Source organism: Paenibacillus qinlingensis (assembly GCF_013204845.1).
Classification (GTDB): Bacteria; Bacillota; Bacilli; order Paenibacillales; family NBRC-103111; genus Paenibacillus_E; species Paenibacillus_E qinlingensis.
This window is the reverse complement of record NZ_JABMKY010000017.1, coordinates 18,402-36,146: the sequence shown is the minus strand read 5'-3', so window position 1 is coordinate 36,146 and position 17,745 is coordinate 18,402. Positions and strand designations below refer to the sequence as shown.

Here is a 17,745-nt window from a genome sequence, read left to right as displayed (position 1 = left end):
ACATTTAGAATTAGCTTATACTTTAAACTGTTGGATAACCGATTAACATACTAGACGTTACCGTTAATTACATCTCCTCATCCATAGGAGCGGTTAACTGATTCTCATGGGGTAAATTAACATTTCGACACGGTTTTCCTTTTCTTCCAATTTACACAAATTTACCTTTCTATTACATTAAGTTCATGATATTTTAGAGTAATAATTTAGCAATTATAGATCATTATTTGATTATTTGGAGGAGAGCAAGTGAAATACTTCATCAAACGTTTTACATCTCTAATGCTTGTTTGCGCTTTGATTTGTAGTTGCGCAGGAGTCGTTCAAGGAGAAGAACTGCCAAAAAGTGCACTATCAGACATCAATCAATCTTATGCAAAGGCTGAAATTGAAGCATTAGTTAATTCTGGCGTACTTGCAGGATATGAAGATGGCACGTTTCAGCCAACCAAGTCGGTGACAAGAGCAGAATTGGCTAAAATTCTCGTACTGTCTCTTGGTTTGAAAATAGACTCTTCGCAGCGGACTTCTCCATCGTTTCAGGATGTAGACTCATCAAGCTGGTACTCCGATTACGTCAAAACATTAGTAGCAGCGGGAATTACAGAGGGTACTTCAACAGGAACATTCTCGCCTAATGCCAATGTGACACGAGAAGAGCTGATTGTCTTTATTATTCGCGCTCTCCAATTGGACAAGCTTGCAGCAAATCGAGCTGTAAGCAAGGTATTCTCGGATCAAGAGAATATTGCCACTTGGGCGCAGAGTGCTGTTTCTTTAGCAACAGAAATTCAGTTGGTTCAAGGCATCGAAACGCCAGATCAGGGACTTATATTTTCGCCAAAAGGGTTAGCAGACCGACAAGCTATCGCTAGATTAGCGTTTGAACTACAGACTCATCATGAAGTATATAAGGATAAAGCTAACAAACTTTCAACGAGTGAAGCCCATCCAGGGATTACGAAAATTGAAGTTGTTAGTAATACGAGTATTTCAGTGACATTTGATCAAAATCTTACTAGCTTGAATAAAAATGATTTTGCTTTTGATAAAACATTGCTGGTCGTTGAAGCTGCTTATCAAACAGGCAGTAAATCCGTCGTTATATTAACGACATCTGCTCAAATTTTGGGTACAGACTATCATTTGTCATTCCGAGGAAAAGCCATTGATCTCGTCGTAACAGGAGTTGCCGGATTATTTGGAGGCGGTGGTGGTGGTGGTGGCGGTGGTACAACGATCGCACAACAATTAGCTAGCGGTAAGGAGATTGACTCAATAATCGTAAGCCAATCAGGCACTTACGGGCCTACGTCTGGAACCACAACAGTAAAGAACTTGGTACTTGATCCAGGTACACAAGGTGAAATTACATTAAAGAACATTCACGCTGATCATCTTGAGGTGAAGTCAGGTGCTGTGAATTCTGTCAAATTAACGAATTCATCGGTTAGTTTACTAGTCGTTAATGCTATTAATAACAATGGTCAAATGGTTCGAATTGTTGTGTTAGACGGCGCGGTAATTACGAATACAGAAGTACTTTCACAAGTTATTCTTGAATCTGCAACAACGAGCGGAACATTAGGCAACATAACAATCAAACCCGCAGCAGGTGGGAAGAACATTGCTTTTAGAGGGAATTTGAATGGCAATATCTTAAATGAAGCGTCAAATTCACATCTTCAGATTGAACCACCGACTACTGGCAATACACAGCCTACCGTCATCCATTCAATTCATTATGCTGATGGTATCGCTAACGGCGAATTAACCGTTGGGAAAGATGTAGAGATACAATCGATCGTTTCGGTTACACCAATTACATTACAAGGCGATATTGATACCGTGTTGAAACTACTAGATCAGTATCCGATTGGACAAGTGAACGATACGCTGAAGACGAGAGCCATTGAAGAAGCCAAACAAGCCATGGAAAAGGCAATAAATAGTTCGATGACTGGTAGTTCAGAGCAGAATACGCTGTTTAATCAAGCCGATAAAGCGATAACGAACGCTAAGGCGCTGGGAGTTACTGATTCTGAGTTAAACCCATCCTATTATAATTTTGTAAAAGATTCTTTTAATGCAATTCAATCTCTGTTAAACAGTGTAGAAATTCAATACAAGCCTGGTGACAACGCGCTATCCGTTACTCAAATGCCTATTTTTCCTACTTCTACGGATCCGAGTGTAGTTTACATATGGAATTCTGATCGAACCGATCTCATATCACCTTGGAGTTTTGGTCGTCCGGCAGCAGGCGAAGGAGATGCCGAAGTCCATCTAACACTTACGTTATTCAAAGGTCCATCATCCGCTACCAAGACTGTTACAATTCGAATAAAAGAATATAACTCTAAGGTAGAGGTAGTTCAGAGTGTTCGATCGGATCTAATTCTAATCAAATTTGATCATCCTGTTGTCAATTCGAAAGTATCTGACTTTTTAATTGATAAAGGGGTACAAGTGACGAACGTTACGCAATACCCATACCTGAAGGAATTTGTACTTTTAACGATTAACGGACAAGTTAGCGGCGAGACCTATCAATTACAATATTTAGATAGAAACAATGTTACACTTACTGGAAACACGGATAACAAGTGCTCTGAAACGGATTGCAAAATTACTTTGTATCCAATCTCTTATCTTATACCGTTACCTGGAGTAATGATTCCTGGTAGAATCATCGGAGACACTAAAGAATATACTTCAAACGGGTTGACTGGTATTCAAAATGCCCTAGTCAAATTAGTGGGAACGAATCGAACTACACATACAGATCTTGATGGTCATTTTCAATTTGATCAAGTTGATCCGGGTATTCCCTATAAGGTTGAGGTTACAAAAGAAGGATATTCTTCTGCATCTACAGCACAATTCACATTAGCTTCTGGAGAGCCTTATTTTGCAGGTATGTTGATTATGCATACAAAGCCAAAACAAGTAACTGAATTTATAACACAACTTGTTAAAAGCAATTCTGTATTCTTACTATGGTTACCGCAGTCATATAACGGCGGCATCGTCGAGTATGTTATTTATAATAATGGGGTTGAAGTTCAAAGAACCGAAGGCGTTAGCTCAACCATAGGTAACTTGCAACCAGGAACTAGCTATACATTTAGTATTAAAGCGTGTAATGATGTGGGCTGTTCCGAACCTGTTGAAATTAACGTACGTACCTCGATATCTCTGAAAATAAGTGAGATCGTGCCAATCGATACGGATACAGTAACGAATACCGTGTATGATACCTTAGTGCAACAGAATGCAACTGGTGCTTATATAGTACCAACCAAAACGGCTTCAGCGGACATTTTGCGCATAGCGTTGGCTGATGCTGATTATATACCGAATCAAGGTGCCGCTAGACTCAAAGGACAATTAGATGCAACGATGCTAACTGTCAATATTCTAGGCGTGGTGAATAATTTAGCAGGGAAACTTATCGTAGATAACGGAGTTACTTATTTAGAAATTCCATTTATTTCGAAACTGAATCCTTATTATCTCTCTAATCATTACGATTTGAGTGGATTAACTTATACGATAAATGGTCAAGAAAACCAAGTGGATTATTTAGGTTTTTTCATCTTAAACGAATAAATCGCCAGCCGCCACAGGCATCTAATGTCACATTCCTGCCATTTACCTCAAGGGGAAATATAAGAGGATGTCTCAAGGTCTATTTAGACCTTGAGACATCCTCTTATTCGTTAATGAACTAAGAGTAGACTTCTGTTTCGCCATATTCGTTGAAAATGCCTCAAAACGGATCGTAGATACGCTAGCACCCTAGTTGCCGTACCTCACTAATCGTTAGAAATAGCCGCGGAAACTACGCTTAACCTCTTCTCATGATATTCCTTATCGTGGCCAGCTGCCCTAAAGGTGAGGTAGCCCATAGACGGCATATATACACTCTCCTTCCCCCTAGTTTACTTCTCTACAGCCTGCTGAGCGTCTCAGAATTTCGTTACTCTTTCATTTATTTTTGCCATGGTGCATACGTTTGTGAATAACTACTTTCCAAACAAAGTATTTTATTTAAAACAGTACCTTGACAGTCACAGTACTATGTCGTATTATAAAGGTGCGAGGTGATGATATGAGCGAGAACAAAATTACATCCGACCTGCTGCGCGGACATACCGATACAATGATTTTACGGCTCTTGTCCGAAGCTGACCGCTACGGGTACGAGATTGTCAAATTGATTGCCGAGCGCTCGGGCGGCGAATACGAATTAAAAGAAGCCACGATGTATTCCAGCGTACGAAGGCTTGAGACAGACGGTGACATCGAGTGGTATTGGGGCGATGAATCTCAGGGTGGACGACGCAAGTATTTTAGAATTACCGAAAAAGGCAAGAGTGCTTACGTACGCAACAAAAACAACTGGGAATATTCAAAACGAATACTAGAAAATTTATTATAAGGGAGAGATTTATATGATGAATCCAAAATTGACGAACTATTTGAACGGCGTGTTTACACCTTACGATGGGGTAAAAAGTGTTACCGAATTAAAGACGGATCTGCACTCCGATTTGCAGGAGCGCTACCGTGAACTCAAAGCTGAGGGCAAAGACGATGAAACAGCGTTTCAAATGACCATTGAGAGCATCGGCGACATCGAACAAACAATCCTAGAAGTCGCCAACCTCTCCCGCTCGCTAGAGCGTCAAGTGGTGACCAATTTTAGCGCAAGCAACCTGGTAATGAGTGACTTTGCAGGCGTTAAGGCTCATAAAGGTCAGTTTAATGCTAGTGCTTTACGCGGCGCTGACTTTGCAGGTGCTGACTTGACCGGAAGTTCGTTTAAGACGAGTGATCTACGTGAAGCCAATTTTGACGGCGCAAATTTAACGGATTGTGTCCTCACTGCAACTGACCTTTCGAATGTAAGCTTCAAAGAATCGACCCTTGTACGTACCAACTTCAGCGTTTCGGGACTGGATGGAGCCAAATTCTCAGGTGTAAAAATGACCGACGTCACACTTAGCAAGATCGACCTTAGAAAAACGACCTTTGAAAATTGTATCTTTGACGGCGTGGACTTTGAATTATCCGACTTGAGCGGGGTATGTTTTGACGGGCAAACCTTTATCGGCGTTAAGTTTGATAAATCGGCAGTAAACGAAGTTTCATTTAAAGGCGCTATTTTCAAAAATGTATCTTTCCAAGCGTTCTTTTCGTTAACCAATAAGTACTACCGTGCCTTCAAAACGATCTGCTTTGACGGCGCAGTCATGGATAAACTGACTTATGCTTCGCTTAAAGGTATGGGAGCCGATTTGTCTAAAGTTACTGTTCGATAAGAAGGAGGGGAAACTTATGCCAAACAATGCGATTCAAGTCATCGGCCTGCAAAAGTCCTACAAGCAGCAGCAAGTCCTAAAGGGCGTTGATTTCGAAGTGGAAAAGGGCAGTATTTTCGCCCTGCTCGGCTCCAATGGGGCTGGTAAAACAACAGTTGTCAAAATCCTCACCACGCTGCTCAAACAAGACAGCGGAACCGCTACCGTAAACGGATTCGACGTCGCGTCAAAACCGGATGATGTTAGGCAGGCGATCTCTCTAACCGGTCAATTTGCCGCGGTGGACGAAATCTTAACCGGACGGGAAAATCTGATCATGATTGCCAAGCTGCGATACCTCAAGGATCCGCGTCTGGTTGCGGACGACTTGCTTAAACGCTTCGGCCTGACAGAAGCCGCCGACCGCAGAGCGTCTACGTATTCGGGTGGTATGCGGCGCAGGCTCGACATCGCCTTGAGTCTCGTGGGAAAACCACAGATCATTTTCCTTGACGAGCCGACCACTGGGCTTGACCCCGAAGCACGCATCGAAGTTTGGAAGATTGTCAAAGAGCTTGCTGACGGTGGCACGACAGTGCTGCTAACCACGCAGTATTTGGAGGAAGCTGAACAGCTTGCCGACCGAATTGCTATTCTGCACGAGGGTAAAATTATCGCCAGCGGCACACTCTCGGATCTAAAGAAACTATTCCCATCCGCAAAGGTTGAATATATTGAAAAACAGCCGTCATTAGAGGACATATTCCTCTCCATCGTCGGCAAAAAGGAGGCGAAGTAAATGGAAACGGCAAAGAGTCATTTCTTCACCGATATTAGCGTTATGCTTGGACGTTCCATGCGCCATATTTTCCGCAGTTTGGACACCATTATCACGGTCTGTATCACGCCAATTGCCATGATGCTGCTGTTCGTCTATGTGTTGGGCGGTGCCATTCAAACCGGAACGGATAACTATGTGAATTACCTCTTACCAGGCATACTGCTTATGGCAATTGCAAGCGGAATCGCCTATACGGCTTACCGCCTGTTTATGGATAAGCAGCGGGGTATATTTGAGAGGTTTCATACTATGCCGATTTCACGTTCCGCCTTGCTTTGGGGGCATGTCCTGACTTCTCTGGTGTCCAACGCCCTATCGCTTCTCGTCATCATTCTCGTCGCATTGATTATGGGCTTTCGTTCTTCCGCGGGCATACTGCCATGGCTTGCCGTAGCAGGCATACTCACATTGTTTACACTGGCCTTAACTTGGGTCGCAGCGATTTCTGGACTGACTGCCAAAACGATTGAAGGTGCAAGCGCGTTTTCCTACCCTCTTATCTTCCTGCCGTTTATCAGTTCAGCGTTTGTGCCAACCGAGTCGATGCCGACGGTCGTTCGCGTCTTTGCCGAAAACCAGCCGGTGACCTCGATCGTGAACGCTATCCGAGCGTTACTGGCGGAGCAGCCGGTGGGCAACGAGATATGGATTGCACTTGCGTGGTGCGTTGGGATTATGTTGGTCGCATATTTCTTTGCAATGAGAGTATATAAAAACCGCGTGTAAATACATGATATAAATATAAAAAATCCCGATGTACTAAGGCTTTAAGCCACATCGGGATCATCTTATTTGTGAAATTCACTTTCCATGTGAGTTGTAATTCACTTTGTCATTGAAAACACCCCTTTTCGAGGTGTTTTGTAACGATTACTTGGCATACACTGTAATGATAATTGTCATAAATCGTTTTTTTCTGTAATGTCTTTTGGCACTAAACGTAATTAGCTCATTCTAAGCATTATTAAGAGTAGGCTATTTTAGAGTTAATGAGGAAACAACAAAGTATGACTAGAGAAACATATGGATCTTAAAGCAATTACAATAACCTGTCAAACTCAGCATTAATTTCTTGCTCATCAAACGAAATATAAGGAATTTCCTCAAAGATTATTTCGTTCATTACTATAATTGGGTTATAAAACACTTTTATCATAACTGTTTTTTTAACTATAATTGTAGTTCCCATTATTTGATTAGCAGATATGGAAGTTACAATGTTTTTATTTTTTGAGGAATCCCTTTGAATCTTATCGATAAATTTCTTGGTATTATTATCTCCAACTTTGTATTTTAATATTATTTTATTCTTCTCACTTATTTTATTAATAATTGTAAAAATAGTATCATCATCAGTTATTTGTTGGAATTTATCTGAAATAATTAAACATTCATTATTTGATAAATCAGGTAATAATTGCATCCAATCTTTATATTCCTTATATAACATTAATCTGTTATTTAGAGTATTTTGATGATTTACTAACTCGCGGCCATCTCTTGCGCCTTCTTTAGAACTAATTAAGGTGTCCTCATACTGTAAGAATTCCTTCTTCAATTCAACTAAATTAGGTAGATCAACTATTTCTCCAGCATTTAAATTGAACCATTTATTTCTTTTATAATATTCAGTATCGAACAAACGATCTACAGTTTTCGGATGAGTATCAATCTGTTCCCTAATAGACTTAACTAAAAAGTCTTGATGAGTATTATTAGATCCCATATTGAATTCAAATAATAGAGACTTATCGTCCTCAGCGTAATATATATCCAAATCTACTTCATGAAAAATAATTCTGTTCCTTTGAATGTCCATAATTCGATAGAGCTCGGTTCGTTGATTAAATTCTGAGCTTATGGATTCTTCTTCCTTTCGTTGTTGAATTAGAAAAATATCCCTTAATTTATCTTCTTTATTAATAAAAAAACTGAGATCAACTTCCCAAATGTTATTTAGACAAACATCTGTATGGTTAGATTCTTTTAGTAAAAGATCTGTATGAATTGACCCATCCATCAAATTAACAAAGATGTTATTTAAAAAGTCTGGCTCTATCAACACAGACTTTAGTTCTATGAGGATATTTTTCCCTTTACTTGTCAGAAATAACTGTTTGCCAGAGTGAACAATATAATCACTTCTTCCTAACTCTAACAGGATGTTATCTAAAAAGTCTTGATCTATTCCTAAAACTTTCAGTAGTTCATCATAGTTGTTCCAATTTTCTCCGATGAACTTCAATACAATTTCATGAAAAAATGAAATAGTTATTTCTTTTCTAACGGATATATCTAGATTAATAATGGCATATGGAATTCCAACAGTCACAGATTTAATGTACGTTGCCCCATCTATTCTTTTCTTTATCTTTGCAATTTGCTTCTCTATGCTTAAGTTAATCATTTTTCACCTCTAATCTCTGGATACTGCACTCAACATGTCTATTCATATAATTAATAATTCCTGGGAATCTGTTTGTTACCTCTTTATTTCTACCAAACATCAGGTGGTCTCCAACAAGTATCAGCAGTCTTCTCGCACGAGATAAAGCAACATTCACACGCTTTTCGGACCGCTGAAAACCTATTTCATCCTTTATATTACTTCTCACTGTGCTATAAATTACAATATCCTTATCTCTACCTTGGTAAGCATCAACTGTGTTAACTTCGATATTATTTAAGGAAAGATGCTTAAAACGTAGAACCTTGATAGCCTCGGCAATTGCGAACTTTTGTGCACTATATCCGGTAATTACGGCTACTTCAAAATCCTTAGATGCTTCCTGATCTAGTTTAATAAGCAAATTTTTAATCTCACGTATCTCAAGTATATTAACGAATGAGCGTCCTACACCTTCTGAATCCTTCTTTTTTTCTAACGGGTAATCACTCGTCGAAACCCACACAATTTGTTTATCTATAAATGGAATTACTTGATGACTACGTTTAGAATCTTCTATACCAGTATCTATTCGACTATCATAGAAAACCTCACTTATCATTTTCCCTATCGTTCTATGCATCCTATATTGCATAGATAATTGAACACGATTTGAAGAGGGAAATTGTTCAAATAAATGAGCAAACAAGCCGTTTTCATAGTTTTTTTTGTCTTTATTATAGCAATTCTTTATTACTTCATCTTTTATTATTGGCGGAAGTTGATTATGGTCACCAACAAGTATCAACCTACTACCTCTGAGCAGTGGTATTAATATCTCAGGTACACTAGCTTTTGCAGCCTCATCCACAATAACATAATCAAAAGCCATTGATTTCACAATTGAATTTGAATTGAATCCAGTACAAGTTCCTGCAACTATTGTTGAGTTTTCCACTACCCTTTCTTCTGAATCTTTTGCAAGCTTGAGTCTAGCAACCCACTCTTTTTGTATTTGTGTTGTTCTAACTATACGCCATTTTTCTTCATCCAGAGTTCTTTCGAATTCCTCAATAAATGCTATACATGCCTCGTCAATAAATTCCTGCCTTTTTTGCTTAAAGATTATTTCACAATATTTATCTAGATCCGATTGATCTATACCATAATACGAAGTAATTTCAGCCATTCTTGTGTTAGATGCTTTGGTTGTATTAATTACCCAATTAGTATGAGAATTTTCAACGCTAAATTTTTTCCAAATTCCTTCTAATACATTAGCACTTTTGCCAATCCTTATTACTTTGGTATTCAACTTGTCATTCAATTCTAATCCTTCTAAAACATGGTCTACAGCAGTGTGTGATTGAGATACGATTAGTATTCTATTTTTCCTTAAGCCAATCTCATCGCTGTTTCTTTTAATTATCTGATTAACAAACTCTCGAATTACTGAAGTTTTCCCAGTACCAGGTGGTCCTTGAATAACACAAACAGATGATGTATTCAAAGCTTTTTTCACAGCGTCTCTTTGATTTATATCAAGATCTTTATTAAAGAAAGATATCTCTGTTAAATTTTCATAGTTAGTTGGTTTTTCAAATCCCAGTATAAGATCCCTCAAGTTTTCATTACATTCAGATTCATTTCTTCTCAACAGTTGTAATGCCTTAATTTGCTTCTCAATAACAAAAGAAGAGGACTTATAGTCAGTTACTACAAAACCAACCTGAGGAATTGTACTTGGTTTAAATCCTTTTGCAGATTCTAAAGTTAGAATGATTTTACCATCAGCATACCTGATATCTTTATAATTACCAATCTGAGTTATTTTTTCGCGCGCTTTTGTATTTAAATAAGTTGGATCATATATTAGATTTGTTTCATGATTAAAGTCTAATTGATCCACTTCTATATCAAAGTCAAGCTCAAGCTCCACTGTATTTGCATTTTTTTGTATTGATTTGTAGTCTATTGTTTTTGCTGAAGATTTGAGTAATTCCTTCTCTTTATTCAAGTAATCAATCCAGATGCTAAAAAACCGATCGAAAGCATTTCGTTTACTATCATCAGATTCATACGCCATCCGATGCTCAGTCAACTCCGTCGCTAACTCATATGTACTATGTTCTGTCGTATAGCGGCTACCAGAAGCTATAAAGCTAATTATGCCATTTACTTTCATATATGTTTCCGAGAGATAATTCCTTACTTTTGGTGCTACATGAATTATGTCTTCAATGATAAAATATTCTTCTTTTTCATTATATGTACAACGCAATTTATATTGATTTGCATAAAAAATAACATCATGATTTTCCTCTAGACGTGAATTACCATTTAAACTAGATTCAATAAAAGCAAAAGAGCCTTTAAACCATTGAGGTAAATGCTTGTCTATAAATTCTTGGAAACTAATCCCGTTGGGAATAAATCTTCTGCTTTTAGCCTTTTGAAGAATCGTAGTAGGCACTGAAATTAAGAATTTAGATACATTAAATAGTTCACCTAGACTTACCATTACATCTCTTTTTAAATCAGTTATATTCTCATATCTATCTTTTGGATCTAATTGAGTAGCCTTCATAAGAATTTGTTTCAATGTTGGATTTATTCCAGTAGTTTCTAATAACTGAGTTTGAAATTCAGTTGGTAATCGGGGTTCGCAATTTGTCAACAAATAAAATAATGTCACTCCTAAAGAAAACAAATCGCTTTGAAATGTTGCATTTTCTTGATGATAGCCAACCTCTGGAGCCGTATAGAAATTGCTTGAAAAGTTTCCTACGGTTGCCCTTGTCACCATCCCCTTTATTTTAGAAATCCCAAAATCAATTAATTTTGCATATCTATAGTCAGTTATCATTATATTATCTGGTTTAATATCTCTATGTATGATGTTATTTGAATGTGCTGATTCAACAGCGTCAATAATCTGCTTCAAAATCCCATATCTTTCTCTAATATCAATCAGAGCTAGATCTACGTTTGCTAAACTTTGCCCTTCAAGAAACTCAAGAAATATTTTACCTACCGAATGATTCTCGTTAATAGGAATTACTTCGTAATGATTCATTTTAACGATTGATGTGCAGTTGTTAAGTTTCTTCAACGCATTTATTTCTCTATCAAAGAATAATTTAGTTAAGTGATCCATATTCTTAATTTCTTTTACAACCACAAAATTATTTTTCGTAGTATCTTTCATCTTCCTAACAACAGTAAACTGGTTTTCATATAAAATCTCAACTTCTTCTAAATTGTTCCCCATATCTAGCCTCTATTCCGTATTATATAAGGGCTATTTCCAACCTCAAATAGCGGAATAAATGTTCGCCCATTCATCGATTATACCAATACCTCCCATTCTATTCAATTAGTATTAAATACGGCATTCACCCTAGATAAAGAGTATCTTTAAGAAGTTAAAAAGCATTCCCTCAGAAAATGAGAATGCCTTTTGCACTTTCATGCCAACTCGTTAGTTGGTATCTTACTTTACGTATAGAACCCCATGAGAAGCAAGTGAATCCTTGATGCAGTTCCTAGCTAATGACCAATAATCATCCTGTATGCTACAATTATTTCTTCACATAAGCCACTTCTAATTTTGATGCGATCATAACTGCCTTGCCATAAACATTTCTCCCTATAATGCTGTAGCACGTTGGAAAGTTTCTTAAGATTTCCTCCGCCCTATGAGCGGTGAAACAAATAAGTTTCACTTGGTTCTTTTTCGCAATTTCGAATATCGGTTTTAAGATATGACCGGAAGATGCTTTTCCGAAAGGATTGTCAGCTACAATTGTTTTCATCACACTGAATCTTGCATCCGCCTGTTTCCTGACATAATTAACGATTATCATGAACATCATCATATAGACTGCATACTTTTCCCCTTCTGACCACTTATTAACCAAATCCCATCGCTGATTGTCCTCGCCTTTCGCTGTAATAATCCTTTCATTTTTGGCTTGAATTAATTTTGCATTTTTTCTAATGGTCTCTACAAGAACAAAAAAATCGATGCTCAGATTTGCATCGACCTTTTCTAAACATTCACCACTAATTAGTTAATTTACAAAATCCCCATATTTACTCAATTATGAAATAATTCTTGTATTTTAGTATTGTTAATTTTCATTCTCCATAATGAAGTATTATTAGTTCCTAACTTAGCAGCAAATTCTCGAACTGTTAATTTCTGTCCTATTAATTTATTTTCTTTTACAATATTGGAAATTTTAATTTTTAGCTGCTCTTCCTTAAAAACCAAATACTGTGACATGTGCTCATTCTTTTTCGTATTATACCAGTTTTCAAAATCCACAATGTACTTTTCTGTCCACTTACGATCACATCCAGTGATTTTATAAATTGCGCCCTTACTAAAGGTTGGTTCCTCTTTAACACTATCTATGTATATTTCAGCTTCTTCATAAAAGTTTTCTATTTTTTGCTGGATCTGTATTTTTTGAAAATCACTTATGTACTCTTGAAATTTGTATATTCCCAATAAACTTGGAGTAATACCAAGAATGTCTGCTACTTTTTGATGAGTGATTAACACCTTATTTTGATATAAATCCTGTACAGCTTTTATAACTTTTGGCTCCATTTGTTGTCTAGCTGCACTTTGTGTTACATCATTACTAATAAAATACTCTTGAACTTCATGATTCGCTAAATAAAAGTAATAATCAGCTGAACTCCAACCGTATAACCGTCTTGCTTCAAGAAACATTGATCCTCGAATGTTATCAATATGCTTAAACTTGTCTAAAACATTATTTTGAAGATGTAACGGTGTAAATTTATTTTTTGCTTCTCCCTTAAGCATATCATGGTTGGCAAAATACCCTGTAGACCTTTGTATAAATGAGGTAGGGATACTTAGTATCCTACTAATCTTATAAACTGAGTATCCTTTGTTCACAAGTGGAAGCACTTGCTCATAACCTGTCTGTATATAGCCCTTTTCTTCAATCCAATTTTTGTTTGAATCGTAACGATATGTCAACTGACACCCTCGACAAAAATACAACAATGTTTTTAATTTTTTACGGGATAAATGAACAGTTTTTAAACCACTCGAATCTTGATAATAATTGCACCACGGACTGAAGCATTTTCTAGGAGTAATATTATTTGCATGTTTGTCTAAAAGTAGCAATCTAATATATTCACTCGGTATTATTAGATCAAAAAACTCTTTTAACCCTACTTTTTTGGTTCTGGTATATTTAAAGGTTCTTTCTAATGTGACAATATTTTCTGGTGCTCGTTCCTTATTAAACAAGGAACAATTAAATAAAGTTTCTTCCCTTCTCTCCAAATTTCCAAGTGACTTATTATAAACTTCTGGCATCCCTTGACTGACATAATAAAGAGCGGCTATATAATTTTGCTTATTGCCTCTAAACAAATTATATTCACTAAGTTTTGGATCAAGTAATACGCTCCAATCCTCATATCTATTTAATTGTTCACTAATTAAATCTTGATCTTCAACAACGACTTGAAAAACGATGTTTTTTGATAGATCAAATGTACAATAATTACAATAGCGTCTGTGTAAGCCCCATCTGTTCTGATAAGTTTGTTGTTTCCCGCATTTATTACAAGTATTCACCAATGGGATCTTATGAATATTGCAAATTTTAATTTCTTTTACTTGCCACATCAATTTGTGAGTAACTCCTTCTGATAAGCAAACAGTACAAAATCTACGCGTAGTTGTAATCAACTGATGCATAACGGATTTTCCAAAAGGATTATTAGTTCCTGAAACTTTGGAGAATGAATCGAGGAGATAGGAAAATGTTTTTTTCTTAATATTTTGAATATCACTACCTAGCAGACGAGCTAACAGTTGCAAATTAATTACTGTTTCAGGGTAATAATCAAGTCTGTGGTGCTGTTTGATATGGTTAACTTTATTATTGAGAAATAGACCCTCTATTTTTTTAAGTGATTCGAAAGAAAACTTATTTTTAGTAAATACCTTATCTAAATAACCACTCAACGACTCGTGCTCTATTTCTCTTGGTATAATAGTGAAACTTTCATTCATTATTTCCTACCTCCTCTTGGTCTTAGCTTGTAATCATCTTATTTAATTCTTCCTCTGAAACATCACCAACAATATTTTGATATGCTTGTTTTAGTACTCTTCTAAGGTTTAAATCAGCAGTATCTTCATCGAAGTACGCTTCGAATACCCCCAATAAGCTATATGCCTCTTGTAGAATCGGTGTTAAATAACCGACCAGACCAAATGTACTTCTATGCAGAGTGTTTGCAATTTTTTCAGCTGATTTAATCAATTTAGCTTCGCTGTCATCAGATTTTTGATTTTCCTTAATACTGTCATCTTCTAATAACCTTGCTTTCCGCATTTGAAATCCAATCGGGGTCGGAGGAGCAAGTTGCTCCTCAATTAAAGCCAGTAAATCGTAAAAATTGTCATCACAATTCAGAAATCGTTCCAATTTTGTAGGCGGGTATCTTCTAAAATGCTGAGAATCCAATTTTCGCAATCTTTCAATTTCTGGAGTTCCAACACAAATTACAGATACTTGCCCATGATTTGTAATATGCTTTATAGCCCCCATTGCCTCATCATCAGTTACATATCTTGTATTTAAAATATGATCCATTTCATCTAAAATGAGCATTTCTACTTTTTGAACTTCAAGCAGTGTAAATACCTGTTGTTTAACATCACCAATGCTTGCTCTGCTATTAAGTTGTGGTGCACGCAAACCATGTATAATACTTCGATACAGTTCCATTATCGTAAATGGATCCGGAAGATTAACATAAACTACTGGCCGAATTTCAATTTCATCTCCATCTTTATTAACATCTACATAATTTCCACACTGATCCGCATATCTTCTCATCATTTGTGTTTTACCTACTCCAGACAATCCAATAACAAAACGGTGTCGTGGAGAATTGCTTCCGCCGCGGTATTGATTTAATCTTCTAATAGAGTTCAATGCTTCTCTAATCTTCTGCACCTTCGGATGGACAATATGAAGTGCAGCGACTCTTTTGGCAAATGTGTCTACCTCATCGAAATGTTCTAATTTTTCATCTATTAATTTATTTGTCATAATTCATTAACTCCTATTCATCCAATTGATCAAACATATCACTTAAAGAAATAGCAGTTTTTGGCTTACTAGGCTGTGGAGGTATTGCTACATTAATTCCCACTTCCAATGCCATCCTTTCTGCTTGAGCTCTTGCCTTCCTACGGGTTTTCACTAATTTTTGAATACGATCCAAAAGTGTTGCCTTCGCCTTTTTAATAAGCTCAGCACCTGGAATTTGCTTTACTAGAAGATTGCCTTGTTCCCTCAGTACCTCCATTACCTTTTTATACGTATACCTATTCAAACCCTCGATTTCTTCAAGTACAGATCTATCGGCAACGACTAACTCAATGTATTCACCCGTTTCTGGCAACTGTAAAAAAAGCTTTGAAACATCATCCGAGTCGTACTTAACTTTGTACTTATACTCTCTTGGCATAACCAGTTTATGTTGTGAAGAATTTTTATAACGAACATTCTCAAAACGAACACCATCTCGCGTGTAGGGTTTCACAATAACCGGAAGTAACTCCATTTTATAGTAATCCTCGTCTTCTTTATCAATCCACTCTGGAAATCCGACCATCTCTAGCCCCGCATAATACCGTGCTGCTGTAGTTGGAAATTGGATAGGGAGGCCTGAATGTGGTTCATAATGATAATTAGTGATATAGAAAGTTAACAATTCTCTTATATCCTCTAGAGTAAAAACTGCCTCTTTCTCCGAATCATAATCACCCTTTTGTTTCACGCTCCCTTTGCGAGTACCATGCAATCGGTGAATTAATTCGGAGTTAATAGTTCCAAAATAACGTTCAATTGTACCACCATATCTTGGTGTCTTTACCGGGCGATATTGAACTTGTGATTGAAGAGTTTCATTAATCATTCGTTTAACCTCAGCGTTTTTAAATTCTGGTCCATTATCCATGTAAATTATAGTTGGGATCCCATAGACATCCCAATCATAGACTGTGTCATATTTCTTTTTTGCGTCTTTAAAAAAGATGCCATGCATAATCGCCCTTCTAACTTTATCTGCAGAAGGTGGTTCGAATGATATTTCCATACACCAAATTTTGCGACTAAACACATCAATACCCAAAGTAATATATGGACGTCCTATCACATAACCTGTTTTCTCGTCAATTACATCCATATCAAATTCAGTATGGTCAATTTCAACAATATGCAATGGATACTTGGCTTCGTAGTTTGAGAAACCACGTTCAACTTCCGTGAACTTCTCACTTCCCACTTTCCCTTCTCGCATTCTCGCTCGGACTTCTGGATTTATCCTATTCAGTAATTTATAAATTGTATCGTACTTAGGAGGATCGATATCCTGAAGAATGCATCTAGCTTCTATCAAATCAAAAATGGCTTTTGCAGAATCATTCTTTAATGTAAGGAACTCTGTTTCAATAACCTCTTTAATAATTGTGTGACATGCAGAAGGAATTCTAACCCTAACTACATCTAAAATTAGATCTTTCTTCTTTGGATGACATATTTCAAGTAAATGACAATCTTTACGAGATAAATTTTGCCGAGTAGTTTTTGGAATTAATGCCACAAGACCTTGATTGGGCAGGGCTGTTTCATGTTTTTTATACTCGGCCAATCTTCTATGAATTGTTCTTTCATGCACATTATAAATTTTAGCTATTCGATGAATTAATGATTCTTGGCTAATTTTCTCAGGTTTTTCGTGTTTTAAAATAAGATGCTTAAATCGTGCAGTAAACTCTATCCGTGCCTTTAAATCACCGGCTTTTAATTTCAGTAATAGTAGTATTGGCTTAATCATCTCACTTCGCTTAGTTACAATCACTCTTTGTCCAGGTAACAATAAATCAAGAGGAGAATAATGTTGTCCTTTTTTTTCTTCAACGACTTTTTGTACAACCACATCTAAAGATTGAAAACTTGGGTCATTAATCAATTCAAAATAATCGTACTCCTCCTCTCGAGAGCTTTTTCCCCTTATTACATAGACTTTAGGTGGATCAATAGAAACTACCTGATGTCTAATACCGTGTAGATGGAATTCCATGTTCTCCTTTAATTTATTTAGTCTCATCTAATACCTCCTGATATGAGTTTAAC

General features: G+C 36.8%; 10 protein-coding genes. 5 read left to right on the top strand and 5 right to left on the bottom strand.

Features of this window, described 5'->3' with window-relative positions; all coding sequences use genetic code 11:
* Positions 1 to 249 precede the first annotated feature (249 nt).
* The 5 genes from HQN88_RS25335 (at position 250) to HQN88_RS25315 (ending at position 6,873) form a co-directional block, all read left to right on the top strand.
* A complete protein-coding gene (locus tag HQN88_RS25335) occupies positions 250 to 3,612 on the top strand; it encodes an S-layer homology domain-containing protein (protein ID WP_173117755.1) in 3,363 nt (1,120 codons plus the stop codon).
* A gap of 502 nt (positions 3,613 to 4,114) precedes the next feature.
* The gene (locus HQN88_RS25330; protein WP_068662226.1) at positions 4,115 to 4,444 is read left to right on the top strand and encodes a PadR family transcriptional regulator; all 330 of its coding nucleotides are present in this window, start codon (positions 4,115 to 4,117) and stop codon (positions 4,442 to 4,444) included.
* Between the two features lie 16 nt (positions 4,445 to 4,460).
* Positions 4,461 to 5,327, top strand: a complete 867-nt coding sequence (locus HQN88_RS25325) for a pentapeptide repeat-containing protein (RefSeq protein WP_173117999.1) — start codon at positions 4,461 to 4,463, stop codon at positions 5,325 to 5,327.
* A gap of 16 nt (positions 5,328 to 5,343) precedes the next feature.
* Positions 5,344 to 6,105: an ABC transporter ATP-binding protein gene (locus tag HQN88_RS25320; protein WP_173117754.1), complete on the top strand. Its 762-nt coding sequence runs from the start codon at positions 5,344 to 5,346 to the stop codon at positions 6,103 to 6,105.
* Positions 6,106 to 6,873 carry an ABC transporter permease gene (locus HQN88_RS25315; RefSeq protein ID WP_173117752.1) on the top strand — a complete coding sequence of 256 codons (768 nt, stop codon included), beginning with the start codon at positions 6,106 to 6,108 and terminating at the stop codon, positions 6,871 to 6,873.
* Positions 6,874 to 7,186: 313 nt separating this feature from the next.
* On the opposite strand, the gene HQN88_RS25310 is transcribed toward HQN88_RS25315, so the two are convergent.
* The 5 genes from HQN88_RS25310 to HQN88_RS25290 all read right to left on the bottom strand — a co-directional run bounded on the left by HQN88_RS25310 (position 7,187) and on the right by HQN88_RS25290 (position 17,719).
* Positions 7,187 to 8,554, bottom strand: coding sequence for a hypothetical protein (locus HQN88_RS25310; protein ID WP_173117750.1), 1,368 nt, complete (start codon positions 8,552 to 8,554; stop codon positions 7,187 to 7,189).
* The gene (locus HQN88_RS25305; RefSeq protein ID WP_173117748.1) at positions 8,547 to 11,804 is read right to left on the bottom strand and encodes a serine/threonine-protein kinase; all 3,258 of its coding nucleotides are present in this window, start codon (positions 11,802 to 11,804) and stop codon (positions 8,547 to 8,549) included. The genes HQN88_RS25310 and HQN88_RS25305 overlap by 8 nt, the downstream gene beginning before the upstream one ends.
* 828 nt (positions 11,805 to 12,632) lie before the next feature.
* Positions 12,633 to 14,606 carry a TniQ family protein gene (locus HQN88_RS25300; protein ID WP_173117746.1) on the bottom strand — a complete coding sequence of 658 codons (1,974 nt, stop codon included), beginning with the start codon at positions 14,604 to 14,606 and terminating at the stop codon, positions 12,633 to 12,635.
* Between the two features lie 22 nt (positions 14,607 to 14,628).
* Positions 14,629 to 15,654, bottom strand: a complete 1,026-nt coding sequence (locus HQN88_RS25295) for a TniB family NTP-binding protein (protein ID WP_173117744.1) — start codon at positions 15,652 to 15,654, stop codon at positions 14,629 to 14,631.
* A gap of 13 nt (positions 15,655 to 15,667) precedes the next feature.
* Entirely contained in the window at positions 15,668 to 17,719 is a 2,052-nt protein-coding gene (locus HQN88_RS25290) for an integrase catalytic domain-containing protein (protein WP_173117742.1), read from the bottom strand.
* Positions 17,720 to 17,745: the final 26 nt, after the last annotated feature.

Bases quoted from the DNA above. Each gene is read 5' to 3' on its own strand.
- HQN88_RS25330 (WP_068662226.1), top strand. From the start codon at position 4,115: ATGAGCGAGAACAAAATTACATCCGACCTGCTGCGCGGACATACCGAT.
- HQN88_RS25325 (WP_173117999.1), top strand. From the start codon at position 4,461: ATGAATCCAAAATTGACGAACTATTTGAACGGCGTGTTTACACCTTAC.
- HQN88_RS25320 (WP_173117754.1), top strand. From the start codon at position 5,344: ATGCCAAACAATGCGATTCAAGTCATCGGCCTGCAAAAGTCCTACAAG.
- HQN88_RS25315 (WP_173117752.1), top strand. From the start codon at position 6,106: ATGGAAACGGCAAAGAGTCATTTCTTCACCGATATTAGCGTTATGCTT.
- HQN88_RS25310 (WP_173117750.1), bottom strand. From the start codon at position 8,554: ATGATTAACTTAAGCATAGAGAAGCAAATTGCAAAGATAAAGAAAAGA.
- HQN88_RS25305 (WP_173117748.1), bottom strand. From the start codon at position 11,804: ATGGGGAACAATTTAGAAGAAGTTGAGATTTTATATGAAAACCAGTTT.
- HQN88_RS25300 (WP_173117746.1), bottom strand. From the start codon at position 14,606: ATGAATGAAAGTTTCACTATTATACCAAGAGAAATAGAGCACGAGTCG.
- HQN88_RS25295 (WP_173117744.1), bottom strand. From the start codon at position 15,654: ATGACAAATAAATTAATAGATGAAAAATTAGAACATTTCGATGAGGTA.
- HQN88_RS25290 (WP_173117742.1), bottom strand. From the start codon at position 17,719: ATGAGACTAAATAAATTAAAGGAGAACATGGAATTCCATCTACACGGT.